Genomic DNA, 26,066 nt, shown 5'->3' with positions numbered 1-26,066 from the left:
CCGACCGGTCGGCGACGAGCCGCGCCAGCACCTGGAGCACCGTCTCGGCGTCGACGCCGGCCTCCTCCTCGCGCCCCGCCCCGACGTCGAGCGCGACGCCTGCAGGACACCGCGCCGCGCGCTCGACCGCCGTCCGCGCCGCGTACAGGGCAGGACCTCGCGCGGCCCGCACCGACGTCGGCAGGGGGGTCTCGACGTCACCGACGCCGACCCCGACCCACCAGCGCTGCGTCCGCGCGACCAGCGCCACGACGTCGACGGCGACCACGGGATCGTCCACGAGCGCCTGCACCTCGTCGCCGACGGTGCGCTCGAAGCCTCGCACCGTCGGCGTCGCGTCCACCATGCGCAGGAGGTCGGGCACCGCGTCGGCGGCCTGACGGCTCCGGCGCTGGTCGAGGGTGAGGGCGAACATGCCTGCACTATATCAATGCTCGAGGCTTGATTCATGTGAATCAAGCCTGAGGGCTTGATGTGCCGTCGCGTCGCGCCAGGACGTCCGAGGCTCGTGGCACGATGACGGCGGAGAGGAGCACCATGACCGACCGGCCCGCCGACCCCTCGGCCGACGCCCCGTCCGAGGCCACGCCGTCCACCGCGGCCGCGGACGCTCCTGACGAGGCGCCCGCTGACGCTCCCGTCGAGGCGATCGAGGTCGAGCTGAGCATCCTCGCGGAGGCCCGCAACGAGGTGGGCGCGGCCGACCACAAGGCCTCGATGGTGCTCGCGGTGCTGGGCATCGGCTTCGGCGCCCTCCTCGCCGGACTCATCGCGCGGGACTGGAGCCCCGCCGAGCTCGACGTCGCCGGACGGACGATCTGGTACGTCGGCGCCCTGCTCGCCGCCGGCTCCGTCGGTGCGGCGGCGCTCGCCGTGTGGCCGCGGTTCACCGTGCCCCCGCCGTCCCCCCAGGTCTACTACTGGGGCCACGTCGCCGCGTTCGACTCCCGTGAGGCGCTCGACGCCTCGCTCGACGCCCAGCCGCCGACCCTGCCGGCGCGGACCCGGCACCAGCTCTACGAGCTGTCGCGGATCGTGGCGCGCAAGTACCACTGGGTCCGCCTCGCGATGCGTCTGGCCGGGGCGTCCGTGCCGTTCTTCGTCCTCGCGGCACTGGTGGGCTACTGACCCGGCGCGGGGGGCGTGAGCACGGTGCCGTGCCGCAGCAGGTCGTGCGCGTGCAGGACGGCGTAGGCGCCGCTGCGGCGCAGGTTCTGCGAGACCGCGGAGGCGCTGATGCCCTCCTCGTCGGCGAGGTCAGCCTGGGTCCGACCGTCGAGCACGCCGCGCAGCAGCCGCCGCGACCGCGGCAGCATGCCGCTGACGATCTCGTCGCGAAGCAGCAGGAAGGCGTCGACGTGGGCCGGGTCCGGGTGCTCGCCGCCCCGCGGCACGCCGTCGGCAACGACGTACCAGGTCCGCAGCGTGCGGTCGCGGCCCGTCTCCCGCGCCTTCGCCTCGTTGATGGCGTCCCGGGCGGCCCACCAGCCCGGGCCGTCCTGGAGCAGGCCGACGGCCCCGTGCCCGAGGTGCTGCACCGGGCCCACACCGATGCCGGTGCGGGCGTCGAGCTGATCCGGCAGCTCGAGGCGCAGCAGCAACGACGACCTCAGCGCCTCCTCGACCGTCGCGTACCGAGCCTGCGCCTCGTCGCCGACCGTGGGCTCGAGCGGCTGCTCGGCGGGCACGGTCCCGTTGACGGCGGCCAAGGCGTCCGTGAACGCCCGGTGCACCCAGGCGCGGTCGGCGTGCCGGCGCGAGCCGACGAGGTCGACGATCATCGTCACCCGCGTCGACAGCTCCGTCATGAAGATAAGTCTATGCCTTCAGGTAAGACAGAAAGTGTCCCTGACATCATGGCCTCATGCGCATCGCCTGGGCCGTCGGCGAAGACTTCCGACACCTCGATCCCGACCTTCCCCTGCTCACCGCGGCCGTGACCGCCCGCGGGATCGACGCGCACACCGTCGACTGGGACGACGCCGACGTCGACTGGGACGGCTACGACCTCGTCGTCGTCCGCTCCTGCTGGGACTACGTGCCGCGGCGCGCTGAGTTCCTCGCCTGGGCCGACGCAGTGCCGCGGCTCGCCAACCCCGCCGCCGTGCTGCGGTGGAACACCGACAAGACCTACCTGCGGACCCTCGACGAGGCGGGCGTGGCAGTCGTGCCCACGGCGTGGTCGGTGCGGTCCGTCGACGACCTGCCGGCGGCCGACGAGTGGGTGGTGAAGCCGACCGTCTCGGCCGGCGCGGCCGACACCGCCCGCTGGAGCGACCCGGAGCTGGCCGTCGCGCACAGCCGTCGCCTGCTCGACTCCGGTCGCGCCACGATGGTGCAGCCCTACGTCGACGCCGTCGACACCGAGGGCGAGACGGGCATCCTCCTCTTCGGCGGCACCGTGTCGCACGCCTTCCGCAAGGGTGCCCTCCTCGCCCGTGGCGACGACCCCCGCAGCCTCCCGGAGCTGAAGGAGGACATCGGGCCGCGTGAGCCGTCCGCCGACCAGGTGGCCTTCGCCCAGCACGCGGTGCGCGTGGCACGGGAGCTCACCGGCCAGGAGCTGCTGTACGCCCGGGTCGACGTCGTGACCGGGCCCGACGGTCGTCCGCGCCTCATGGAGCTCGAGCTGACGGAGCCGTCGTTCTTCCTGCCGCACACCGCGACGGGCGCCACGACCTTCGCCGGCGCCCTCGAGTCGCGGCTGTCCGGGTAGCACCACGCGGTCGAGTTCCGTCGAACGCGTTGCGGACGGCCCCGCGAGCGGGCAGGATCGTCGCCCGTGAGCCAGACCCCCGGCCTCGTGCGCTTCCACGACGTCATCAGCGCCGACGGCACGCGGTTGCGCGCCTGGACCAACGACGCCGACGGACCGACCGTGCTGCTGTGCAACGGGCTCGGCACCAACCCCTACGCCTGGCCGACCCTGCTCAACCCGGACTGCGGCGTGCGGGTCGTCTCCTGGAACCACCGCGGCGTCGGCGGCTCGGCCCGTCCCGCGGACGGTCGTGTCGACCTCGACTCCTTCGTCGAGGACGCCCTGGCCGTGATGGACGACGCGGGCCTGGAGTCGGCGCCCGTGCTGAGCTGGTCGACCGGCGTGACGGTGGCCTTCGAGCTCGCCGGGCGTCACCCGGAGCGGGTCGAGGGCATCCTGGCCGTCGCCGGCGTCCCGGGCAACACGTTCGGGACGATGCTCGCTCCCCTGCACGTCCCGCCGTTCCTCGCCCGGCAGCTGATGGTCGGTCTGGCCCGGGTGACCACGGTGACGGGTCACGGTCTCGCACCGGTGACCCGCAGGCTGCCCTGGACCCGTTCGACGACGGACCTGCTGCGCCACGCACGGCTCATCGACCCCGCCGCCGACACCGCCGACCTGCAGGCCATGGTGAAGGAGTTCTTCACCACGCACCCCGCCTGGTACGCCCGGCTCGCCCTGGGCGTGTCCAAGCACGCGCGGGTGCGTCTGTCCGCCATCGACGTGCCGACCACGTTCGTCGCGGGACGCTGGGACGTGCTCACCGGGGCGCGCGACATGTACACCGCCTCGCAGAACGTCCGCAGGTCCCGCTTCCGCGAGCTCGACGCGACCCACTTCATCCCCGTCGAGCACCCCGACGTCGTGCTCGAGGAGCTGCAGCTCCTCCTGGAGCGGATCGAGGCGCTGCGCGGGACGTGAGACCGGCCGTCGTCAGGCGGGGTCGTCGGCCCACGACGTGCGACCGTCGCCGGTGATCGGGATCGCCGGGCCCGGCGTCACCCGCGGGCGGAACGTCGCCTCGCCGAGTCCCCGCACGCGGGCGAGCCACTCCCGTGCGCGCCGGCCGCCCTCGCTGACGACGTAGCCCTGCACGTCGAGCCCGGCCGCCACGCCGAGGTCGACGGTACGGGCGGCGTAGACGCCCTGGGTGACGACGATCGCGGTGTCGGCCTCGAAGACGTCGCGGGCGCGCCGCATGGTGTGCCACGTGCTGAAGCCGGCGTAGTCCGTGAACACGTCGGCGGCCGGCACGCCGGCCTCGAGGACGGCGTCGCGCATGGCGTCGGGCTCGTTGTAGCTCGGGGTGCCGTTGTCGCCCGAGACCAGGATCTTCTCGACCAGCCCCCGGTCGTAGAGCTCGAGGGCAGCACGCACGCGCTGCTCGACAGGGCGCCCCAGCGAGCCGTCGGGGTACACGCCGGCCCCCGGCACGATCGCGACCTGCGCCGGGTCGAGGTCGTCGACCTGACGCGTGAGCCGCTCGGAGGTGCGACCCACGACCAGGAGGTTCGCGACCACGACCAGCGCGACGCCGACGACGCCGAGAGCGAGGGCCGAGACGACCAGCAGCCGCGACCACGGCCTCGGTCGGCGGCCGACGTCCTCGCCCTCGTGCGTCGTCACGGGGCGCTCAGGCGAGCTTCTCGAGAATCAGCTCGCGCACGCGTCCGGCATCGGCCTGGCCGCGCATCTCCTTCATCACGGCACCGATGAGCGCGCCGGCCGCCTGCACCTTGCCGTCGCGGATCTTCTGCGCGACGTCGGGGTTCGCGGCGATCGCGGCGTCGACGGCCGCTCCGAGGGCACCGTCGTCGGAGACGACCTCGAGCCCGCGGGCGGTCACGACCTCCTCGGGCGAGCCCTCCCCCGCCAGGACGCCCTCGAGGACCTGCCGCGCCAGCTTGTCGTTGACCCGACCCTCGTCGATGAGCGCCTGGACGCCCGCGACCTGCTCGGGCGTGACGCCCAGCTCGTCCAGACCCACGCCCGCCTCGTTGGCACGTCGGGCCAGCTCGCCCAGCCACCACTTCTTCGCCGCGGCCGGCGTGGCGCCTGCGGCCACCGTCGCGACGACCAGCTCCAGCGCCCCCGCGCCGACGGTGTCGCGCATGTCGAGGTCGGAGAAGCCCCACTCGGCCTGCAGCCGCTTGCGCCGCTCCGCCGGGGGCTCTGGCAGGGTTCCGCGCAGCTGCTCGACCCAGTCCCGCGAGGGCGAGACCGGCGCGAGGTCGGGCTCGGGGAAGTAGCGGTAGTCGTCGGCATCGGACTTCGGACGTCCCGGCGAGGTCGAGCCGTCGGCCTCGTGGAAGTGCCGGGTCTCCTGCAGGATGCTCTGGCCGGCGTCGAGCACGCCCGCGTGCCGCGAGACCTCGTAGCGCACCGCCCGCTCCACCGAGCGGAAGGAGTTGACGTTCTTCGTCTCGCTGCGCGTGCCCAGCGTCGTGGAGCCCTTCGGCTTGAGCGAGAGGTTGACGTCGGCGCGCAGGGAGCCCTGGTCCATCCGGGCGTCGGAGACGTCGAGCGCCACCATGAGGTCGCGCAGGTGCTGGACGTAGGCGCGTGCGACGGCCGGGGCCTTCTCGGCAGGCACCTCGATCGTGCGCGTGACGATCTCGATGAGCGGGATCCCGGCGCGGTTGTAGTCGAGCAGCGAGTGGTCGGCCCCGTGGATACGACCCGTCGCACCGCCGACGTGCAGCGACTTGCCGGTGTCCTCCTCCATGTGGGCGCGCTCGACCTCGATGCGGAAGGTCTCACCCTCGACGTCGAGGTCGACGTAGCCGTCGAACGCGATCGGCTCGTCGTACTGCGACGTCTGGAAGTTCTTCGGCATGTCGGGGTAGAAGTAGTTCTTCCGCGCGAACCGGCACCACTCGGCGATCTCGCAGTTGAGCGCGAGCCCGATGCGGATGGCCGACTCGACGGCCTTCGCGTTGACGACCGGCAGCGCACCCGGGAGGCCGAGGCACACCGGGCAGACCTGCGTGTTCGGCTCGGCGCCGAACGTCGTGGCGCACCCGCAGAACATCTTCGTGGCGGTGCTCAGCTCGACGTGCACCTCGAGCCCGAGCACGGGGTCGTAGCGCTCGATCGCCCGGTCGAAGGGGACCAGTGCGGGAGTGGTCTGCGTGCTCATCGGGCGGCTCCCGCGTCGATGTCGGACAGGGCGGGTGCGTCGACGAGCCGCTCGAGGGCGGCGCCGACGTTGTACAACCGGTCGTCGGCCTGGGCCGGGGCGAGCACCTGCACGCCCACGGGCAGGCCGGTGTCGCCGGCGAGCCCGACGGGCAGGCTGAGGCCCGGCACGCCGGCCAGGTTGGCCGGGATCGTCGCGACGTCCTCGAGGTACATCGCGAGCGGGTCGTCGCTCTTCTCGCCCAGCCGCCACGCCGTCGTGGGCGCCGTGGGCGAGACGAGCACGTCGACCTGCTCGAAGGCGGCCGCGAAGTCGCGCGCCACCAGGGTGCGCACCTTCTGGGCCGAGCCGTAGTAGGCGTCGTAGTAGCCGCTCGACAGCGCGTAGGTGCCGAGGATGATGCGGCGCTTGACCTCGTCGCCGAAGCCGGCGTCGCGGCTGGCCGCCATGACCTGCTCGGCACTCGCGAGCTGGCCGTCGGGCGTGACCCGCAGGCCGTACCGCATGGCGTCGAAGCGGGCCAGGTTGCTCGAGACCTCGCTCGGCATGACCAGGTAGTAGGCGGCGATGCCGTGCTCGAAGCTCGGGCACGAGACCTCCACGACCTCCGCCCCGGCCTGCGCGAGCAGCTCGACGGTCTCGTCGAAGCGCTGCTGGACCCCGGGCTGGAAACCCTCGCCACCGAGCTCCTTGACGACGCCGACCCGCAGGCCCGCGACGTCGCCGCGGCGTGCGGCGTCGACGACCGAGGGCACGGGGGCGTCGAGGCTGGTGGAGTCGAGCGGGTCGTGGCCGGCGAGCACCTCGTGCAGCAGGGCGGCGTCGAGCACGGAACGGGCCATCGGACCGACCTGGTCGAGGCTGCTGGCCATGGCGATGACGCCGTACCGCGAGACCCCGCCGTACGTCGGCTTGACGCCCACGATGCCGGTCATGGCGCCGGGCTGGCGGATCGAGCCGCCGGTGTCGGTGCCCAGCGCGAGCGGTGCCTCGTAGCCGGCGACGGCGGCGGCCGACCCGCCGCTGGAGCCGCCGGGGATGCGTTCGGTGTCCCAGGGGTTGCGGGCAGGCTTGTAGGCGGAGTGCTCGTTGGACGAGCCCATCGCGAACTCGTCGAGGTTCGTCTTGCCGAGGATCGGCAGCCCGGCGGCGCGCAGACGCGAGACGACGGTGGCGTCGTACGGCGGCACCCAGCCCTCGAGGATCCGCGAGCCGGCCGTGGTGGGCTGGCCGACCGTGTTGATGAGGTCCTTCACGGCCACCGGCACGCCGGCCAGCGTCGGCAGCGTCTCGCCTGCGGCACGGCGCGCGTCGACGTCGGCCGCGGTGGCCAGCGCCCCCTCGGCGTCGACGTGCAGGAACGCGCCGAGCCGGTCGTCGACGTCGGCGATCCGGTCGAGGTGGGCCTGCGTGACGTCGACGGACGTCAGGCTGCCGTCGGCGAGCGCGTCGGCGATCTCGGCGGCCTTGAGGCGGATGGGGTCGCTCATGTCAGTCCTCCCCCAGGATCTGCGGCACGAGGAAGCGCTGCTCCTCGCTGGCGGGCGCGCCCGCGAGGGCCTCGTCGGGCGTGAGACCGGGGCGGACGACGTCGTCGCGGAAGACGTTGTCGATCGGCACGGGGTGGCTCATGGCGGGCACGTCGGCGCTCGCGGCCTCCTGGACCGCGGCGACGTGGTCAAGGATGGCGGGCAGCTCGGCGCCCAGCCGATCGAGCTCGTCCTCGCTGAGCGAGATGCGCGCGAGGTTCGCCAGGTGGGCGACGTCCTCACGCGAGATGGCCGACGACATGCGTCTCCCTTGCGGCTGGGGTGCGGGTACCGACCCATCGTAGTGAGGAGTCACCTCACGTTCACCGGCCTCCCCTACGCTGCGCGTCGTGCTCGAGACCCTCAGCCCGGTACAGCTGTCCGCCTTCTCCGTCGACGACTCCGACGACGACGATCCCGTCCTCCTCGACGCCGGCGGCCTGGCCGTCGACACGTGGCGCGAGGGCTACCCGTACACCGAGCGTCTGGACCGGGACACGTACGAGCTGGAGAAGCGTCTGCTGCAGATCGAGCTGATCAAGCTGCAGAGCTGGGTCAAGGAGTCCGGGCAGCGTCTCGTCCTGCTGTTCGAGGGCCGCGACGCGGCCGGCAAGGGCGGCACCATCAAGCGCTTCACCGAGCACCTGAACCCCCGCGGCGCCCGGGTCGTCGCGCTGGTCAAGCCGACCGACCGCGAGCAGGGCCAGTGGTACTTCCAGCGCTACGTCTACCACCTGCCGACGTCGGGCGAGATCACGTTCTTCGACCGCTCCTGGTACAACCGGGCCGGCGTCGAGCGGGTGATGGGCTTCTGCACGCCCGAGCAGTACACGGAGTTCCTCAAGCAGGCGCCCGCGTTCGAGAAGATGCTCGTCAACGACGGCATCCACGTCGTGAAGTTCTGGTTCTCCGTCTCGCGGGCCGAGCAGCTCACCCGGTTCACGATCCGCCAGATCGACCCGGTCCGTCAGTGGAAGCTCTCCCCCATGGACCTCGCCTCCCTGGACAAGTGGGACGCCTACACCGACGCGAAGGAGGCCATGTTCCGCCGGACGGACACCAAGCACTCCCCCTGGACCGTCGTGAAGAGCAACGACAAGAAGCGCGCCCGCCTCGAGGCCATGCGCCACGTGCTGCACCGCTTCGACTACCCCGGCAAGGACCACGACGTCGTCCGCACCCCCGACCCCCTCGTCGTCGGCGCCGCCGCGGACCTCTTCGACCCCGACTCCGCCGACGTGGACTGAGGCGTCTCGGGGCTGGCGGTGGGCTGCCTGCGGTCGGTCTCGTCCTGCTGGTGCGCTGCCTCGGCCCTCGCTGGGGATGGTCTCCGAAAAGGCCTCGACCGGGCGGCTGGCATCGGTGCTGGTCTGGGGTCCTGGGCTGCGGGTTTCGCTCGGGGTGGACGCGGGATGCTGCGTTCGTGCGCTAGGAGTCCAAGGATTCTGCGTCTCCTACGGGATCCCGTCGCCAACGCGGAAGCGTTCGGACTTCTGCACCTCAAGGAAGATTCCTCCCCCGCTCACCCCCACGGGCGGTGGATCTGCAACCGCAGAAGCGCTCCTGCGGTTGCAGATCCACCGATAGGACGCACCAACGCAGAATGTTGGCCCCAGAACGCAGAAACGAAGAATCGTGCGTCACTCACGGGCCCAGACCAGACCCCGAGACCCGAGACCACCCCCAGACCCGCTGCCGGTCGAGGCCCTTTCCGAGGCCACCCCCAGCGAAGGCCGAGGCAGCGCACCAGCAGGACGAGACCCCCTGCGGCAGCGCACCAGCAAGCCCGAGACGCCGAGCTCAGTCTCCGGCAGGCGCCTCGTCGGTGGTCGCCTCGTCGGTGGTCGCCTCGTCGGTGGTCGGCTCGTCCTCCGCCTCGGCGTCCGGCTCCTCGCGCGGCGGGCCCTCGGCGAGCAGCGTCTTGAAGGCCGCCTCGTCGAGGATGGGCACGCCGAGCTGCTCGGCCTTGTCGGCCTTGGAGCCGGGGTTGTCGCCGACGACGACGTAGTCGGTCTTCTTGCTCACCGACCCGGCGGCCTTGCCCCCGTGCGCGAGGATCGCCTCCTTGACGGAGTCGCGCGTGAAGTCCTCGAGCGAGCCGGTGACGACGATGGTGAGCCCGTCGAGGGTGCCGCCGCCGGTGGACGCCGCACCGGGACCGGGGTGGTCGGGGATCGCGAACCGGACGCCGGCCGCGCCCCAGCGGTCGAGGATCTCCTGGTGCCAGTCGACGGCGAGCCACTCCAGCAGCGAGTCGGCGATGATCGGGCCGACGCCGTCGACCTGCGCGAGCGTGTCGCGGTCGGCCTCGCGGATCGCCTCGAGTGAGCCGAAGTACTGCGCCAGCGCCCGTGCCGCGACCGGGCCGACGTGGCGGATCGACAGTGCCACGAGCTGACGCCAGAAGTCCTTCGTCTTGGCCTTCTCGAGCTCGTCGACCAGCGTGAGCGCCTGCGCCGACGGGTGCAGGACGCGGTGGTCCTTGCGCACGCCCGCCGCCCGACGCTCCGCGGGCGACGCGTCCTCGTACCCGGGCGGGTAGGTGACCTCGACCCGCTGGAACGGGGCACGGCGCACCGGCTCGCCCGTGCGCTCGTCGATGCGTGGCTCGCCGGTCTCGGCGTCGCGCACGACCACCTCGATCGGCACGAGCGTGTCGAGGTCGAGGTCGAACAGCCCCGCCTCGCTGCGCAGCGGCGGCTCCTCCGGCACCGTCGGCTGCGTGAGCGCGGCGGCCGTGACCTCGCCCAGCGCCTCGATGTCGAGCGCACCCCGCGACCCGACGTGCTCCACCCGGCCCCGCACCTGCGCCGGGCAGGTCTGCGCGTTCGGGCAGCGGAGGTCGACGTCGCCCTCCTTCATGGGCCGCAGCGGCGTGCCGCACACGGGGCAGTCGTCGGGCATGACGAACTCGACCTCGCTGCCGTCGCGCAGCTCCACGACCGGGCCCAGCACCTCGGGGATGACGTCGCCGGCCTTGCGCAGGACGACCGTGTCGCCGATGAGCACGCCCTTCTGCCGGACGACGTCCTTGTTGTGCAGGGTGGCCTGCCGCACGACGCTGCCCGCGACCTGCGCCGGCTCCATGACGGCGAACGGCGTGGCCCGACCGGTGCGGCCGACGGAGACGACGATGTCGAGCAGGCGGGTGTGCACCTCCTCGGGCGGGAACTTGTAGGCGATCGCCCAGCGGGGCGCGCGACTCGTCTCACCGAGCTCGGGGTGCAGCGCGAGCTCGTCGACCTTGACGACGACGCCGTCGATCTCGTGCTCGATCGCGTGCCGGTCCTGGCCGAGCTCGGCGACGCGCGCGAGGAGGTCGTCGACGGAGTCGTAGACCCGCGAGTGCGGACTGGTGGGCAGGCCCCACGACGCGAGCAGGTCGTAGACCTCGCTCTGCGCGGCGACCGGCGGGCGCTCCCAGGCGCCGATGCCGTGCACGTAGAGCGACAGCGCCGCGATCCGCGCCTCCCCCGCCTCACGCTCGAGCCCGTCCTTCTTGCCCAGCAGCTGACGCAGGCCGCCACTGGCCGCGTTGCGAGGGTTGGCGAAGGCCGGGAAGCGTCGGGCGGCGGCAGCCTCGGCCCGGTCCTGCTCGACGCCACGCGCGGTCATCTCGGCCACGACCCGCTCGCGCAGGTCGGCCTGGAGCGCGTTGAGCCGCTCGAACGCGGCCACCGCGATGAAGACCTCTCCCCGGACCTCGACGAGCGGTGGGTGTCCCTCGCCGTCGAGCCGTCGTGGGACGCCGGGCAGTCGTACCGCGTTGGTCGTGACGTCCTCGCCGACCCGGCCGTCGCCCCGGGTCGCTGCGCTGACGAGGCGGCCGTGCTCGTAGCGCAGGGAGAGGGCCAGCCCGTCGATCTTGACCTCGGTGAGCCACCGGACGTCGCGCCCGGCCGAGGCGCGGGTCTTCTCGCACCACGCGGTGAGCTCCTCGGGCGAGAAGACGTTGTCGAGGCTGAGCATGCGCTCGGCGTGCTCGACCGGCGCGAGCTCGGAGCTGCGGGCGGCGCCGACCGACAGGGTCGGCGAGTCCTGACCCTGGATCTCGGGGTGCAGCCGCTCGAGCTCCTCGAGCCGGCGCATCCAGCCGTCGTAGGTCTGGTCGTCGACCCGGGAGTCGTCGTCGCCGTAGTACGCGTCACGGGCCTCGTTGATGCGCTCGACGAGCTGCTCGGCCTCGGCACGCGCCTGGTCGAGGGTCAGGTCCAACGGGTTCTGCGGGGCCTCGGTCACGTCGTTCATCCTAGGACCGACCTCCGACGTCCACCCCTCGTCGACGAGCCGACGGACGCGCCGCGGGTGCGACGTCGGCAGCGCCCTGACACGGTGGACGCATGAGCCCCCGACGCCTCGTCCCGATCGTCCTCGGAGCCCTGCTCGTCGTGGCGGGGCTCGTCGGGTTCTTCGTCCTCGACGGGCTCGCCGCCGACCTCGCGTGCGGGGTCGCCGTGGTGGTCGGCATCGCCGTGGTGCGTCTCGGGTCGCGGCCCGACCCTGACGAGATCGTCTAGCGCACCTCAGCGCGCCAGTCCCACGGCCTCCGCGAGCACGCGGCGGGCGAAGGCGGGCGACGCGCCCGCGAGACCGCAGGCGGGCGTGACCACGACGCGGTCGTGCCAGGCGTCCTCGCCGAACCCGAGCCGTCCGGTCCAGTCCTCGATCCGACGTCGGGACGCGGCCGGGTCGAACGCGACGTCGGTCGACGGCAGCGCCCCGACCCAGAGGTCCGTCCCTGCCTCGAAGGCCTCGGCCCAGGCATCCGCACCCCCGCCGGTGGCCGCCTCGACCAGGCCGAGGTCGAACGCGATCGCGTCGAAGCCGACGCCGTGCAGGAGGGAGACGGGGACCGCGGGCGCACAGCAGTGCACCACGGGTGTGGCTCCGGCGTCGCGGACGGCGTCGACGACGAGCCGCAGCAGGGCGTCGGCCTCGGGCAGGTCGACGGTGCGGTAGCGGCCGAAGCCCGACGACGTCGGTACCTGCGCCGCCAGCACCGCCGGCAGGGCCGGCTCGTCGACCTGCAGCACGAGCGGCGAGCGCGGGAAGCGTCGACGCAGCGACGCCACGTGGTCGGCCACCCCCGACGCGAGCGCGTGCGCGAGGTCGCGTCGTGCCCCGTGGTCGGACAGGACCTTCTCGCCCCGCTGGAGCTCGACGGTCGCCGCCAACGTCCACGGTCCGGCGACCTGCTGCTTCACGGTGCCCTCCCGGTCCTGGGCGACCTCCTCGAGGACGTCGAGGTCCTGCGCGAGCAGGGAGCGGGCTCGGCGGTGGTCGACGCCCGAGGCGTCGAGCAGACGCCATCCGGCGGGCTGGAGGTCGGCGCCCAGGCCGTCGAGCACGGCGAGCGACCTGCCGACCATCTGGGCGGCGACGCCACGCGCCGGCAGCTCGGGCACGAAGACGAGGTCGTCGAGCGTGCCAAGCACCATCGCGGCGCTCTCGGCGTAGTCCTCACCGGGCAGGGAGCCGATGCCGGTGGCCCTCACCTGCCGTCCCCGACGCCGACCTCGACGCGCGACGTGGCCGTGATGGTGGCGGAGCCGACCACGCGGGTGCCGACGTACACGACGACGGCCTGGCCGGGGGCGATGCCCTCGGCGGGGTCGTGCAGCCGCACCCGGACGAGGTCGCCGTCGACCTCGACGACCGCCCGGTGCTCGGCGCCGTGGGCGCGCAGCTGCACGGTGCACTCGAGCGGACCGTCCGGGGCCGGACCGCACCACAGGGGCCGGTCGGCCTCCAGCACGTCGACGAGGAGGCGCTCGCGCGGGCCCACCGTCACCGTGCCCGACACCGGCTCGATGTCGAGCACGAAGCGCGGCTTGCCGTCGTCGGCCGGGACGCCCAGCCGCAGGCCCCGGCGCTGGCCGATCGTGTAGGCGTAGGCGCCGTCGTGCTCGCGCAGGACGGTGCCGTCCTCGTCGACGATGGTCCCGGGGCGGGGGCCGAGCCGCTCGGCGAGCCACCCGGCGTTGTCGCCGTCGGCGACGAAGCAGATGTCGTGGCTGTCGGGCTTGGTGGCCACCTGCAGGTCGCGGCGGGCGGCCTCGGCGCGCACGTCGGTCTTGACCGAGCCGCCGAGCGGGAAGTGCGAGTGCCGGAGCTGCTCCTGCGTGAGCACGCCCAGCACGTAGCTCTGGTCCTTGCCCGCGTCCTGGGCCCGGTGGAGCTCGACGTCACCGCCCGCCCCGGTCTCGAGGAGGGCGTAGTGGCCGGTGACGACGCCGTCGAAGCCCAGGGCGAGCGCGCGGTCGAGCACGGCGGCGAACTTGATCTTCTCGTTGCAGCGCAGGCACGGGTTCGGGGTGCGGCCGGCCGCGTACTCCGCGACGAAGTCGTCGACCACCTCGTCGGCGAACTCGGTGCTCATGTCCCAGACGTAGAACGGGATGCCGAGCACGTCGGCGGCGCGACGGGCGTCGCCGGCGTCCTCGATGGAGCAGCAGCCCCGCGCACCGGAGCGGTACGACCGCGGGTTGCGGCTGAGGGCGAGGTGCACGCCGGTGACGTCGTGCCCGGCCTCGACCGCCCGGGCCGCGGCGACGGCGGAGTCGACACCGCCCGACATGGCGGCGACGAGCCGTGCCATCAGCGTCCCCTGACGAGGGAGGCCGTGACGGCGCGCTCGCGCACCTGCGGGAGGGCGGCGAGCAGCCGGTCGACGTCGGCCTCGGTGCTGGTGTGGCCCAGGCTCAGCCGCAGCGACCCGCGGGCGGCGGCGTCGTCGTAGCCCATGGCGAGGAGCACGTGGCTGGGCTGCGGCACGCCCGCCTGGCAGGCCGAGCCCGTGGACACCTCGATGCCCTGGGCGTCGAGCAGCATGAGCATGGCGTCGCCCTCGCAGCCCGGGAACGTCACGTGGGCGATGTTCGGGAGCCGGTGCTGCGGACCGGGCTCGGGGTCGCCGTTGACGACGGCGTCGGGGACGACCCGCAGCAGACCGGTGACCAGCCTCTGCCGGAGACGCTCGATCCGCGCGGAGACCTGGGCCTGCCGCTCGACGGTGATCTCGAGCGCCCGCGCGAACGCGGCGATCAGCGCCACCCCGACGGTCCCGGAGCGCAGGTCGCGCTCCTGCCCGCCGCCGTGGACGAGCGGCACGGGAGCCACCTCGCGGCGCACCAGCAGCGCGCCCACCCCGACGGGCCCGCCCAGCTTGTGCGCGGTGACCGTCATCGCGTCGAGCCCGGAGGCCGCGAAGTCGAGCGGGAGGTAGCCGGCGGCCTGCACGGCGTCGCTGTGCACCGGGATCGCGTGCTCCCTCGCCAGCGCGACGACGTCGTCGACCGGCTGCACGGTCCCCATCTCGTTGTTGGCCCACATCGTGGTGACCACCGCCACCGACGCCGGGTCGGCCTCGATCTGCTCGCGCAGCCGCTCCACGACGACGCGTCCCTGCCGGTCGACGGGGGTCGTGTCGATGCGGGCACCCTCGTGGGCTGCCAGCCACGTGACGGGGTCGAGCAGGGCGTGGTGCTCGATGGAGCTGAACAGCACGCGGTCGCGGGCGGGGTCGGCGTCACGCCGGGCCCAGTACAGGCCCTTGATCGCCAGGTTGTTCGCCTCCGTGCCCCCGGAGGTGAACACGACCTCCGACGGGCGAGCGCCGAGGCACTCCGCGATCACCTCGCGCGACTCCTCCACCACCCGCCGCGCAGCGCGGCCCGAGGCGTGCAGGCTCGACGCGTTGCCCGTGCGCGCCAGCTGCTCGGTGAGCACCTGGGCCGCCTCGGGGTGCATCGGCGTGGTGGCTGCGTGGTCGAGGTAGACCACGGGAGCCGGCGCGCTGTTCTCGGACGTCATGACGTCACCAGGGTAGACCGGCGCACCACCGCGTCGTCGCGCGCTGGCCGAGGCGTCGCGCTCACCGGCCGCAGACGTCGGCCAGCGCCTGAGCCGCGTCGGCGAGCTGCTCGTCGGTCACCGAGCGCCCGAAGGTGAAGCGCGCCGCCGTCTGCGCCACCTCTCCCGGCACTCCCATCGCCACGAGGACGTGGCTCGGCTCGTCGCTGCCGGCGTGGCAGGCAGACCCGCTGGAGCAGACGACGCCGCGGCGCTCGAGGTCGAGCAGCACCGACTCCCCCGACCGTCCGGGGAGCACGAAGGACGCGTGCCCCGGGAGACGACGCGCGGGGTGACCCGTCAGTGCGGCGCCCGGGACCGACTCCAGCACCGCCGCGACGAAGCGGTCACGCCGCGCCGCCACCTCCGCCGCCGACGTGCCGGCCGAGCGCGTGAGCCGCAACGCAGCCGCGAGACCGACCGCACCCGCGACGTCCTCGGTGCCGGAGCGTCGGCCGCCCTGCTGGCCGCCGCCGTGCACGAGCGGCTCGACGCGCACCCCTCGACGCACCCACAGCAGGCCGACGCCCTTGGGTCCGCCGAGCTTGTGCGCGGACAGGCTGAGCGCCTGGACGCCCAGCGCTCCGACGTCGAGCGTCAGTCCGTCGTGGTCGGGCCAGGCCGCCGACTGGACCGCGTCGGTGTGGAACGGCACCTCGTGCCGCGCCGCCACCTCCGCCAGCGCGGCGACCGGCTGGACGGTGCCCACCTCGTTGCTGGCGTGCTGCACGCTCACCACGGTCGTGTCGTCACGCAGGACCGCAGCCAGGTCGTCCGGGTCGACGAGCCCGTCGCCGTCGACTGCCAGCTCGGTGACGTCGTACCCGATGCGGCCGAGCCAGCGAGCCGACTCCAGGACCGCCGGGTGCTCGACGGCGCTCACGACGACGTGGCGCCCCCGCGGCTGGGCGAGCGCGATGCCCTTGAGGGCCGTGTTGGCCGCCTCGGTGCCCCCGGAGGTGAACGTGACCTCGCCAGGGCGCGCACCGAGAGCCTCCGCGACGTCGGCCCGCGCCTGCTCGAGCCCGGCGCGGGCGGCGTCGCCGATCTCGTGGTGGCTCGACGGGTTCCCGAACGCCGGCCCCAGGTAGGGACCCATGGCGGTGAGCACGTCGCGGCGCAACGGCGTGGTCGCCGCCTCGTCGAGGTAGATCACTCGGCCGGTCCCGTCGCCCCTGCGTCGGCACCTCCGGCCCCGCCGACCTCGACGTCGAGCCCGAGGTCGAGCGCGCGGACGGAGTGGGTCAGGGCGCCGATGCTGATCACGTCGACGCCGGTGCGCGCCACGTCGCCGACGGTCTCGAGCGTGATGCCACCGCTCGCCTCGACGATCGCGCGGCCCGCGACGAGCGCGACCCCCGTCCGCAGGTCGTCGGGCGTGAAGTTGTCGAGCATGATCGTGTCGACGCCGCCGGCCAGCACGGCCTCCACCTGGTCGAGCCGGTCGACCTCGACCTCGACGTGGGTGGTGTGGGGCAGCTGATCGCGCGCCTGACGGATCGCGGCGGTCACGTCGTCGACGAGCGCCAGGTGGTTGTCCTTCGCCATCACGGCGTCGGAGAGCGAGAAGCGGTGGTTGCGTCCGCCGCCGCACCGGACGGCGTGCCGCTCCAGCGCCCTCAGCCCGGGCGTCGTCTTGCGGGTGTCGACGATCCGTACGCCCGTGCCCTCGACCGCCTCGACGTACCGGGCCGTCAGGGTCGCGATCCCGCACAGCCGCTGGACGAGGTTGAGGGCCACGCGCTCGCCGCGCAGCACGGCCCGCGCCGGGCCCTCGACGGTGGCGAGGACGTCGCCCGCGGCGAACGGTTCCGCGTCGGCGCGCAGGACCTCGACCACGACCGCCGGGTCGACCGTGGCGAACGTCTCGACGACCACGTCGCCACCGGCCATGACGCCGGCCTCGCGCGCCACGACCGAGGCTCGCGCGACGGCGGTCTCCGGCACGAACACCTCGGACGTGAGGTCGCCGGACGGTGCGTCCTCGTCGAGGGCGAGGTCGACGACGCGGCGCACCTGGCGCCGGGTCAGCACGAGGCACCCGCCGTCGCTGCGACCCCACGCGGAAGGGCGGTCCGGGACAGGACCACGGCGCTGTGCCGGGCCACCGGCCCGGGGGTGGGAGCGTCGGTGCGGAAGTGGCCACCGCGTGACTCCCGACGCTCCAGCGCCGAGACGACCAGCGCCCGCGCGACGGTGCGCAGGTTGGCGTCCTCGACCGCCTTCACGTCACTCCCCGCGGGCACGCTCGTGTCGACCCGCTGCAGGGTCTCGACCGCGTGCCGCAGCCCGACCTCGTCACGTCGCAGCCCCGCCGTGTCCCACAGCAGCCGCTGGAGGTCGGTCCGGGTGAGCGGCAACGGGTCGTCGGTGTCCGCGGGAGGCACGAGGACGGGTGCCGCCCAGCTCTCGTCGACGTCGTCGGCCGCACGCGGCGCGGCCACCGCGGCCTCGACCACCCGCCGTCCGTACACCGCTCCCTCGAGCAGCGAGTTGGACGCGAGCCGGTTGGCTCCGTGCAGACCGTTGCAGGCGACCTCGCCGACGGCCAGCAGCCCCGGCAGCGACGTGCGTCCCCACAGGTCGGTGCGGATCCCGCCCATGAAGTAGTGCGCCGCCGGGGCGACCGGGACCGGCTCGCGCCCCCAGTCGAGCCCGAGCGAGCGCACCGACGCGTCGATGGTCGGGAAGCGGCGGGCGAGGAAGTCGGCCCCGAGCGCGGTCGCGTCGAGCAGGACGGGGGCGCCGCCCTGACGAGCCATCTGCTCCGCGATGCCCCGCGCCACGACGTCGCGAGGGGCGAGCTCGGCGTCGGGGTGGACGTCGAGCATGAACCGGTGGCCGTCCGCGGCGCGCAGCACGGCACCCTCGCCCCGCACGGCCTCGGACACGAGCGGGCTCCCCGGCACCGCGAGGGCGGTGGGGTGGAACTGGTAGAGCTCGAGGTCGGCGGAGACCGCCCCCGCCCGCAGTGCCATCGCCAGGCCGTCGCCCGTGGCCACGGCGGGGTTGGTCGTGTACGGGTAGAGCTGGCCCGCTCCCCCGGTGGCGAGCACCACCTGGTCGCCGTGCAGCACCGCGCCGTCGAGGAGGACGACGCCCCGGACCACGCCGTCGTGGACCACGAGGTCGACGGCCATCGTCCGCTCGCGCACCTCGACGTCGCTCGCGCGCACCCGCTCGACCAGGGCGTCGGAGATGGCGGCGCCCGTCGCGTCGCCACCGGCGTGCAGGATGCGCCCGTGGGAGTGGGCGGCCTCCAGTCCTCGGGCCAGCTCGCCGTGGTGCACGTCGAAGCGCACCCCACGCCGCACGAGGGCGGCGACCGCGTCGGGACCCGCGGAGCAGAGCACCTGCACGGCGTCCTCGTCCGAGAGCCCCGCGCCGGCGGCCACCGTGTCGGCGACGTGCGACGCGACGCTGTCAGCGGGGTCGGTGACCACCGCCACGCCTCCCTGCGCCCAGCTGGTGTTGCTGGTGACGAGGTCGGCCTTCGTGAGCAGCGTGACCCGTACCCCGGGTCGGGCTGCCGCCTCCAGCGCCGCGGTGAGTCCGGCGACGCCGCTGCCGACGACGACCACGTGCCTCACCTCAGGCACCCCTCCCGGAGACGGCGACCGGGGAGGCGTCCTTCGGTCGCGCGGCGAGCATCCGCTCCAGGGCGACCTTCGCGTCACGCGCGACGTCGTCGGGCACGACGATCTCGTTGCGGACCTCGCCCTCCAGCAGGCCGTCGAGCACCCAGGCGAGGTAGCCCGGGTGGATCCGGTACATCGTCGAGCAGGGGCACACGACGGGGTCGAGGCAGAAGATCGTGCGGTCGGGGTGCTCGGCCGCGAGCCGGTTCACCAGGTTGACCTCGGTGCCGATGGCGATGACGTCGCCCGGCTGGCTGGCCGCCACGTACGTGCGGATGAGGTCGGTCGACCCGGCGGCGTCGGCGGCGTCCACGACCGGCATCGGGCACTCGGGGTGCACGACCACCTTGACGCCGGGGTGCTCCGCGCGCGCCTGCTCGATCTGCGCGACGGTGAACCGCTTGTGCACCGAGCAGAAGCCGTGCCACAGCAGCACCTGCGCGTCCTGCAGCTGCTCGTCGGTGTTGCCGCCGAGCGGCTTGCGCGGGTTCCACATCGGCATGCGGTCCAGCGGCACGCCCAGGGCCTTGGCCGTGTTGCGACCGAGGTGCTGGTCGGGGAAGAAGAGCACCCGGTGTGCCCGCTCGAACGCCCACTCCAGCACCGTGGCGGCGTTGGACGACGTGCAGACGATGCCGCCGTGGCGACCGCAGAACGCCTTGAGGGCGGCCGAGGAGTTCATGTAGGTGACCGGCAGGACGGGCACCTTGCCACCGGCGTCGGGACCCATGCCCGTGACGGGGTCGGCGTAGACGCGCTCGAGCTCCTCCCACGCGGTCTCCACCGACTCCTCGTCGGCCATGTCGGCCATGGAGCAGCCCGCGGCCAGGTTGGGCAGGATCACGTGCTGCTCCGGCCGCGCGAGGATGTCGGCGGTCTCGGCCATGAAGTGCACGCCGCAGAAGACGATGGTCTCGGCGTCGGGACGGGTGAGCGCCGCGTTGGCGAGCTGGAAGGAGTCGCCCACGAAGTCGGCGTGCTGCACGACCTCGTCGCGCTGGTAGAAGTGCCCGAGCACGACGAGCCGGTCGCCGAGCGCCTCCTTCGCCGCGCGGATCCGCTCGTGCAGGTCGGCGTCGTCCATCCGCTGGTAGGCGACGGGCAGCTGGCCGGGACGTACCACCGGCTCGGGGACGACGTCGTCCTCGGACGCCCCGGGTCCGTAGCCGGGCACGAGGTCGAAGAGCCAGGGGCCCTCGGCCAGCTCGGCGTCGCACGTGTCGCCGGGCCGTGCGGTGACGACGTCGTGGACGGACCCGGTGGGGACGGGACCGGTGGACAGGGTGCTGGTCATCGGATCTCCTCGGGGAGAGCCGCGCGCCGGTACAGCGCGGGCGGACGGTGGCTCGTGCCGGTGAGGTAGGAGCCGGTGGGGGTGACGGTCCCGCTCGCCAGGACCTGGCGGCGGAAGTTGGCGGGGTCGAGCGAGCGGTCGAGCACGGCCTCGTGCACGGCGCGCAGGTCGGCCAGCGTGAACTCGGGCGTGACGAAGGCGAAGGCGATCGGCGAGTACGTGATCTTGGCCCGCAGTCGCGCGAGGGCGTAGTGGAGGATCGCGTCGTGGTCGAAGGCGAGCCCGCGGACGTCGTCGGCGACGAACCACTCGACGTTCTCGCCGTCGGTGGCACGGGCGTCCTCGTCGGGTCGGACCAGCGCCCAGTAGACGATCGAGACCACCCGGTCCTCGGGCGAGCGGTCGACCGCGCCGAAGGAGTACAGCTGCTCGAGGTGTCGCGGCGCGAGGCCGGTGGTGCGCTCGAGCGTGTGGCGTGCCGAGGCCGCGAGGTCCTCGTCGGGGCGCAGCGGCCCGCCCGGGAGGGCCCAACGCCCCTCGTACGGCTCGCGGATGCGGCGCACGAGCGGCAGCCACAGGGTCGTACGGCCCGTCGTGGGGTGCGGGCGCAGCGCGAAGATGACCGTGGACACCGCCAGGCTGACCTGGCCGGTGTCGGTCTCGACGTCGGTGCGCATCGCTGCTCCCTTCGGGTTGACCTGACCTTAACCCCACCTTCTGGTCGGCTCAACTCGAAGTGCGGCGCATCTCACTCCTCGGGCACCGGCCAGGATGGGGGCCATGCAGATCCGCCGCCTGACCGAGGCCGACGAGGACGTCATGCGACGCCAGTTCACCGAGGCGTTCGGCGCCTTCGACCCGCCGGAGCCCCCCGTCCCCCTGATCGTCGACGGCAAGCGCTGGTGGGGTGCGGAGGTCGGCGGGCGCATCGTCGCGACGGCGCTGGACCGCGAGTACACGTCGTGGTTCGGCGGCGTCCGCGTACCGACCGCGGGGATCGGCGGGGTCACGGTCGCGCCCGAGCACCGCGGAGCCGGTCTGCTCCGTCCGCTGTTCACGGCCATGCTGGCCGAGGCCCGGGAACGTGGCGCGCTCGTCTCGACGCTGTACGCCACCGCGCCGGCGCTCTACCGGCGGTTCGGGTTCGAGACCGTCTCCTCGCTCGACGACGTGCGGCTGCCGACCCACGCGCTCGCCGTGGGCGGCAGCACCCCCGTGCGGCGGGCCACCTCGGCCGACGACGACGCGATCCGCGCCGTCCACGACCGCGCGGCAGCCCGCGAGAACGGACCGCTCGCCCGCACCGGACCACTCTTCACGGAGTCGCCGACCCTGCGCGTCAGCGGCGTGAGCGTCGCCGAGCGCGAGGGCGAGGTCCTCGGCTACGTGTCGTGGGACCGCGGTCGCGGGTACGGCGCCGAGGGCGAGCTGGTGGTCGGGCAGCTGATGGCCGACGACGCCGACGCTTTGCGCTCCCTGCTGAGCCTGCTGTCGACGTTCGCGTCGGTCACGCCGACCGTCCGGATCCGCACCAGCGGCGTGCCGCCGTGGCAGCACCTGCTGCGCACGGCGCACCCGGAGACGGTCTCGTCGGCCCCCTACGCGCTGGCGGTGCTCGACCCGGCCGCCCTGGCCCTGCCGCGCGTGCACCCCGGCATCGACACCCGCCTCCCGTTCTCGGTCGACGGGCGCTCCCTCACCCTTGCGGTCGCCGACGGCTCGGGGCACGTCGAGCCCACGGGCACGACGACCGGCGGCCGCACGTTCACCCGCGGCGGCCTGGCGCTCACGTTCGCGGGCGCCGCGACCTCGGCCACGCTGAGGTCCCTCGGGCACGTCGAGGGCGACACCGCCGACGACGTCACCTGGGACCTGCTGTTCACCCGCGGCCCGGTGACGGTGCACGACTACTTCTGACGCTCACCGGAAGTCGCGCGAGCGGTGCCTGCCGATCGCCGCCGCCGTCTCGGGGTACAGCGACTCGATCCGCTCGATCCGCTCCGCGCGCAGGTTCGTCGCACCCTCGACGTTCTCGACGACCCCGCGCACGACCACGCCGGCCGCGTTCTGCAGCACCCGACGGTGCTGCGCCCAGACATCGGCGAACACGACCACGTTGAGCATGCCCGTCTCGTCCTCCAGGTTGAGGAACGTGACGCCCGACGCCGTGTACGGACGCTGCTTGTGGGTGATGAGCCCGGCCACCCGGATCCGCCGACCCGTGCCGAGCGACGCGCACTCCTGCACCGCGCGGACGTCCTCGCGCACCAGCAGGGGACGCAGGTGCACGAACGGGTGGTCGGTGGGTGAGATGCGCGTGGCCCACAGGTCGGCCGTGGTCAGCTCGACGTCGCTCATGCCCGGCAGCATCGGCGGCGGCGCCTGCACGGCCGTGCCCTCCAGCAGGTCGGGCGCGTCGGTGTAGCCCGCGTTCCACAGCGCCTGGCGTCGGCTGAGGCCGAACACGTCGAACGCCCCTGCCGTGGCCAGGGCCTCCATCTGCGCCACCGACAACCGCGTGCGGCGCACCACGTCGGCCATGTCGGTGAACGCACGCTCCGCCCGGGCCACCACGACCCGCTCGGCGTCGGCCTGCCCGATGCCCTGCACCTCCGTGAGCCCCAGCCGCACCGCGTGGTGGCCGTCGCGCCGGTGCTCGGCCAGCCGGGCCTGCAGCACGTCACGGGCCTGCGTGTCGTCGAAGTCGCCCGTCGGGGGCTGCTCACGGTGGGTGCAGGTGTCGAGCCCGGTCGGGGTGCCGGCCCCTCGACCCGGGACGAGGAGCTCCAGGTCGGCGTGGACCTGGGAGCGGGCGATGCAGGGTCGACGGACCTCCACCCCGTGCCGGCGGGCGTCGGCGGTGAGCGACTGCGGGGAGTAGAAGCCCATCGGCTGCGAGCGCAGCAGCGCCGCCAGGAACGCGGCCGGGGCGTGCAGCTTCAGCCAGCTGCTCGCGTACACCAGCAGCCCGAAGCTGAGCGCGTGGCTCTCGGCGAACCCGAAGTTCGCGAACGCCTGGATCCGCTCGTAGATCCCGTCGGCGGTCTCCCCCGTGATGCCGTGACGCTGCATGCCGGCGTACAGGGTCTCGCGCAGGCGCTCGATCCGCTCCGTCCCCCGCTTGGAGCCCATCGCCCGCCGCAGCAGGTCGGCGTCGTCACCCGTGCAGTCGCCCACCGTCATCGCGATCTGCATGAGCTGCTCCTGGAACAGCGGTACGCCCATCGTGCGCTCCAGCACCGGCTTCAGCAGCGGGTGGATGTGGTCGACCGGCTCCTTGCCCAGCCGGCGACGGATGTACGGGTGCACCGCCCCGCCCTGGATGGGACCCGGGCGGATGAGGGCGATCTCGATGACGAGGTCGTAGTACGAGCGCGGCCGCAGACGCGGCAGGGTGCCGATCTGGGCCCGGCTCTCGACCTGGAACACGCCCACCGAGTCCGCCAGGCACAGCATGTCGAAGACTCCGCCCTCCTCCTTCGGGATCGACGCGAGGTCCCACCGCTCCCCCGTGTGCTCGGCCAGCAGGTCGAACGTGTGCTGGATCGCCCCGAGCATCCCGAGGCCGAGCAGGTCGAACTTGACCAGGCCCATCCACGCGCAGTCGTCCTTGTCCCACTGCAGCACCGTGCGCCTCTCCATGCGGGCACGCTCGATCGGCACCACCTCACCGACTGGTCGCTCGGTGAGCACCATGCCACCGGAGTGGATGCCCAGGTGGCGAGGCGTCTTCAGCAGCTGCTCGGCGAGCTCGCGCACCAACGGCGGCAACGGGTGGTCCTCGGCCGTCTCGACGGCCCGCCACGACTCGATGCCCTTGCTCCACGCGTCCTGCTGACCCACCGAGTAGCCCAGCGCCTTGGCGACGTCGCGGACGGCCGAGCGGGGCTGGTAGCTGATGACGTTCGCCACCTGGGCGGCGTTGCGCCGGCCGAACTGGTCGTAGACCCACTGGATGATCTCCTCCCGACGGTCGGCGTCGAAGTCGACGTCGATGTCGGGCTCCTCGTCGCGGGTGGCGGCCAGGAAGCGCTCGAACGGCAGGTCGTAGAGCATCGAGTCGACCGCCGTGATGCGCAGGGCGTAGCAGACCGCGGAGTTCGCGGCCGATCCGCGACCCTGGCACAGGATCCCGCGACGCCGCGCCTCGGCGACGATGTCGTGGACGATGAGGAAGTAGCCGCAGAAGCCCTTCGCCTCGATGACGGCCAGCTCACGCTGCAGCCGCTCCTCGGCGCGGTCGCGGTCGTGCGCGTAGAGGTCGTCGGCACCCTGGCGCACCAGCTCGCGCAGGTACTCCATCGGCGTGTACCCGGCGGGCACCTTGGTCTGGGGCAGCCGCGGCGCCGCCCGACGCAGGTCGAACGCCGCGGCCCGGGCGACGTCGACCGAGCGCGCCACCGCACCGGGGTACCGGCCGAAGCGCACCTGCATCTCCGCACCCGAGCGCAGGTAGGCCTGGCCCGACGCCGCCAGCCAGCCGTCCATGTCGGTCAGGCTGCGTCGGGCGCGGACGGCTGCCATCGCCTGGGCCAGGCGGGTGCGTCCGGGGGTCGCCGCGTGCACGTTGCCGGTGGCCACCACGGGCAGGTGGTGCTGGGCGGCCAGCGCCGCCAGGGCGTCGTTCACGGTGGAGTCGGTCGGACCGCCGTGGTGGGTGAGCTCGACGTCGACCGCGTCGGCACCGAACAGGTCGACCAGGCGGCGCAGCGCGCGGGACGCGTCGGCCGGTCCGCCGGTGGCGAGCGCCTGGCGCACGAAGCCCTTGCGGCAGCCGGTGAGCACGTGCCAGTGCCCGCGACCCTGCTCGGCGAGCCGCTCGAGGTCGTAGACCGGTCGCCCCTTCTCGTCGCCGGCCAGCTGCGCCTCGGTGATGGCGGAGGCCAGTCGGTGGTAGCCCTCCACGCCACGGGCGAGCACGAGCAGGTGGCTGCCCTCGGGGTCGGGCACCCCCTGCTGAGGCGCCGTGAGACCGAGCGACAGCTCCGCGCCGAACACCGTGGGCAGGCCCAGCTCCTGCGCCGCCTCGGCGAAGCGGGCCACGCCGTAGAAGCCGTCGTGGTCGGTCAGGGCCAACGCCTCCAGCCCGAGGTCGACGGCCTGCTCGACCAGGACCTCGGGTGCGCTGGCACCGTCGAGGAAGCTGAAGTCGCTGTGGCAGTGCAGCTCGGCGTACGGGACGGTCGGCGCGCTCGTCGACGCACCGGGCTCGTCGGTGGGACGTGCGTAGCGCGGTCGCTTGCGACTGAACGCCGGCCCGTCGCCCCCGTCGGGCAACCGACCATCGGCAGAGCCGGGCAACCGGCCGTCGACGGGATCGGGCGGCAGGGTCGTCCCGCCGTCGCGGTCGGCACGCCGGTCCTGCGGGAGTGCGTGCGCCGGACGTCCGGAGAGCCGCGCCTCCAGCTCGCGCCAGGTGACGTCGGGGTTGTTCCAGCCCATCAGCGCCTCCCCCTCCCCCGCTGAGCGTGACGTTTGCGGGGTGCGGACGCGCTCGCGGCCCCGCGAACGTCACGCTCAGCGGGGAGGGTGGGCGTGAGGCGGTCAGTCATAGCGGGCCTCGGTCCACCAGGTGCCGTTCTCGACGACCATGAGCCAGGCGGTCCCGTCGACGCCGACCACCTGGAAGCGGGCCACCCGACGCGCGGCGGCCTCGTCCCACCAGAGCTCGTCGACGGGCCAGGGACCGGCCCACGACGCGACGGGACGCCACTGCTCGTCGCCCGTGGCGCGGAACCGCACCGGCTCGCAGCTGATCCCTCCGCGGCCGTCGACGCCGACCACCCGGTCGCCCGGTCCGACGACCTGGGCCGGTCGCGGGGCGGCGTACACGGTGGCCGGTGCCGGCGGCGGCACC

At 73.5% G+C, this 26,066-nt stretch carries 22 protein-coding genes and 1 pseudogene; 6 read left to right on the top strand and 17 right to left on the bottom strand.

All coding sequences use genetic code 11. From position 1 onward, the window contains the following. Positions 1-415 (bottom strand): hypothetical protein (locus NH339_RS09975; RefSeq protein ID WP_253024911.1); only part of this gene is annotated, 415 nt, incomplete at its 3' end. Between the two features lie 122 nt (positions 416-537). On the opposite strand from NH339_RS09975, the gene NH339_RS09970 reads away from it, so the two are divergent. Further along, entirely contained in the window at positions 538-1,128 is a 591-nt protein-coding gene (locus NH339_RS09970; protein WP_253024910.1) for a Pycsar system effector family protein, read from the top strand. Here the strand turns inward: NH339_RS09970 and NH339_RS09965 are convergent. Continuing rightward, positions 1,122-1,808 carry a hypothetical protein gene (locus NH339_RS09965; RefSeq protein ID WP_253024909.1) on the bottom strand — a complete coding sequence of 229 codons (687 nt, stop codon included), beginning with the start codon at positions 1,806-1,808 and terminating at the stop codon, positions 1,122-1,124. The genes NH339_RS09970 and NH339_RS09965 overlap by 7 nt on opposite strands. Before the next feature lie 56 nt (positions 1,809-1,864). Here NH339_RS09965 and NH339_RS09960 point away from each other — a divergent pair, with 56 nt between their 5' ends. Together NH339_RS09960 and NH339_RS09955 are read left to right on the top strand one after the other, a co-directional pair. After that, on the top strand, positions 1,865-2,716 hold the full coding sequence (locus tag NH339_RS09960) for a RimK family alpha-L-glutamate ligase (RefSeq protein ID WP_253024908.1): 852 nt from the start codon (positions 1,865-1,867) through the stop codon (positions 2,714-2,716). 66 nt (positions 2,717-2,782) lie between these two features. Continuing rightward, positions 2,783-3,679 (top strand): alpha/beta fold hydrolase, encoded by an 897-nt coding sequence (locus NH339_RS09955; RefSeq protein WP_253024907.1) that lies wholly within the window; start codon positions 2,783-2,785, stop codon positions 3,677-3,679. A 12-nt stretch (positions 3,680-3,691) separates the two neighbouring features. On the opposite strand, the gene NH339_RS09950 is transcribed toward NH339_RS09955, so the two are convergent. From NH339_RS09950 to gatC, 4 genes are read right to left on the bottom strand one after another with little or no spacing between them, the layout of a single operon-like run. Then, positions 3,692-4,384, bottom strand: coding sequence for a vancomycin high temperature exclusion protein (locus tag NH339_RS09950; RefSeq protein WP_253024905.1), 693 nt, complete (start codon positions 4,382-4,384; stop codon positions 3,692-3,694). Between the two features lie 7 nt (positions 4,385-4,391). Beyond that, positions 4,392-5,897: an Asp-tRNA(Asn)/Glu-tRNA(Gln) amidotransferase subunit GatB gene (gene gatB / locus NH339_RS09945; protein WP_253024903.1), complete on the bottom strand. Its 1,506-nt coding sequence runs from the start codon at positions 5,895-5,897 to the stop codon at positions 4,392-4,394. After that, positions 5,894-7,387, bottom strand: a complete 1,494-nt coding sequence (gene gatA / locus NH339_RS09940) for an Asp-tRNA(Asn)/Glu-tRNA(Gln) amidotransferase subunit GatA (RefSeq protein WP_253024887.1) — start codon at positions 7,385-7,387, stop codon at positions 5,894-5,896. Before gatA ends, gatB begins: the two co-directional genes overlap by 4 nt. A gap of 1 nt (position 7,388) precedes the next feature. Further along, a complete protein-coding gene (gatC, locus tag NH339_RS09935) occupies positions 7,389-7,688 on the bottom strand; it encodes an Asp-tRNA(Asn)/Glu-tRNA(Gln) amidotransferase subunit GatC (protein WP_067856425.1) in 300 nt (99 codons plus the stop codon). An 88-nt stretch (positions 7,689-7,776) separates the two neighbouring features. On the opposite strand from gatC, the gene ppk2 reads away from it, so the two are divergent. Then, positions 7,777-8,673, top strand: a complete 897-nt coding sequence (gene ppk2, locus NH339_RS09930; RefSeq protein WP_253024886.1) for a polyphosphate kinase 2 — start codon at positions 7,777-7,779, stop codon at positions 8,671-8,673. Positions 8,674-9,226: 553 nt separating this feature from the next. On the opposite strand, the gene ligA is transcribed toward ppk2, so the two are convergent. Beyond that, positions 9,227-11,674 (bottom strand): NAD-dependent DNA ligase LigA, encoded by a 2,448-nt coding sequence (ligA, locus tag NH339_RS09925; protein WP_374208263.1) that lies wholly within the window; start codon positions 11,672-11,674, stop codon positions 9,227-9,229. 92 nt (positions 11,675-11,766) lie between these two features. Here ligA and NH339_RS09920 point away from each other — a divergent pair, with 92 nt between their 5' ends. Beyond that, complete coding sequence (locus NH339_RS09920; RefSeq protein ID WP_158509191.1) at positions 11,767-11,943, top strand: hypothetical protein; 177 nt, start codon at positions 11,767-11,769, stop codon at positions 11,941-11,943. Between the two features lie 6 nt (positions 11,944-11,949). On the opposite strand, the gene NH339_RS09915 is transcribed toward NH339_RS09920, so the two are convergent. From NH339_RS09915 to NH339_RS09880, 8 genes are all read right to left on the bottom strand, one after another. Beyond that, positions 11,950-12,921 (bottom strand): methionine synthase, encoded by a 972-nt coding sequence (locus tag NH339_RS09915; RefSeq protein WP_253024884.1) that lies wholly within the window; start codon positions 12,919-12,921, stop codon positions 11,950-11,952. Beyond that, positions 12,918-14,024 carry a tRNA 2-thiouridine(34) synthase MnmA gene (gene mnmA / locus NH339_RS09910; RefSeq protein WP_253024883.1) on the bottom strand — a complete coding sequence of 369 codons (1,107 nt, stop codon included), beginning with the start codon at positions 14,022-14,024 and terminating at the stop codon, positions 12,918-12,920. The genes NH339_RS09915 and mnmA overlap by 4 nt, the downstream gene beginning before the upstream one ends. After that, positions 14,024-15,238: a cysteine desulfurase family protein gene (locus NH339_RS09905; RefSeq protein ID WP_253024882.1), complete on the bottom strand. Its 1,215-nt coding sequence runs from the start codon at positions 15,236-15,238 to the stop codon at positions 14,024-14,026. Before NH339_RS09905 ends, mnmA begins: the two co-directional genes overlap by 1 nt. A gap of 61 nt (positions 15,239-15,299) precedes the next feature. Beyond that, positions 15,300-16,433 carry an aminotransferase class V-fold PLP-dependent enzyme gene (locus tag NH339_RS09900; protein WP_253024881.1) on the bottom strand — a complete coding sequence of 378 codons (1,134 nt, stop codon included), beginning with the start codon at positions 16,431-16,433 and terminating at the stop codon, positions 15,300-15,302. Continuing rightward, on the bottom strand, positions 16,430-17,311 hold the full coding sequence (nadC, locus tag NH339_RS09895) for a carboxylating nicotinate-nucleotide diphosphorylase (RefSeq protein WP_253024880.1): 882 nt from the start codon (positions 17,309-17,311) through the stop codon (positions 16,430-16,432). The genes NH339_RS09900 and nadC overlap by 4 nt, the downstream gene beginning before the upstream one ends. Next, positions 17,305-18,867, bottom strand: a complete 1,563-nt coding sequence (nadB, locus tag NH339_RS09890) for an L-aspartate oxidase (protein ID WP_253024879.1) — start codon at positions 18,865-18,867, stop codon at positions 17,305-17,307. Before nadB ends, nadC begins: the two co-directional genes overlap by 7 nt. Before the next feature lies 1 nt (position 18,868). Next, a complete protein-coding gene (nadA, locus tag NH339_RS09885) occupies positions 18,869-20,209 on the bottom strand; it encodes a quinolinate synthase NadA (RefSeq protein ID WP_253024878.1) in 1,341 nt (446 codons plus the stop codon). After that, on the bottom strand, positions 20,206-20,886 hold the full coding sequence (locus NH339_RS09880) for an NUDIX domain-containing protein (RefSeq protein WP_253024877.1): 681 nt from the start codon (positions 20,884-20,886) through the stop codon (positions 20,206-20,208). The genes nadA and NH339_RS09880 overlap by 4 nt, the downstream gene beginning before the upstream one ends. 103 nt (positions 20,887-20,989) lie before the next feature. Here NH339_RS09880 and eis point away from each other — a divergent pair, with 103 nt between their 5' ends. Continuing rightward, a complete protein-coding gene (gene eis / locus NH339_RS09875) occupies positions 20,990-22,126 on the top strand; it encodes an enhanced intracellular survival protein Eis (RefSeq protein WP_253024876.1) in 1,137 nt (378 codons plus the stop codon). A 3-nt stretch (positions 22,127-22,129) separates the two neighbouring features. Here the strand turns inward: eis and NH339_RS09870 are convergent, their stop codons facing one another. Continuing rightward, positions 22,130-25,651, bottom strand: coding sequence for an error-prone DNA polymerase (locus NH339_RS09870; protein ID WP_253024875.1), 3,522 nt, complete (start codon positions 25,649-25,651; stop codon positions 22,130-22,132). Between the two features lie 102 nt (positions 25,652-25,753). Next, positions 25,754-26,066 (bottom strand): annotated as a pseudogene (locus NH339_RS09865) (DNA polymerase Y family protein); the annotation flags it as partial.

The organism is Aeromicrobium sp. CnD17-E (assembly GCF_024124745.1).
GTDB lineage: Bacteria > Actinomycetota > Actinomycetes > Propionibacteriales > Nocardioidaceae > Aeromicrobium.
The sequence above is the reverse complement of the archived record's forward strand: the minus strand, read 5'-3'. Positions and strand labels throughout refer to the sequence as shown.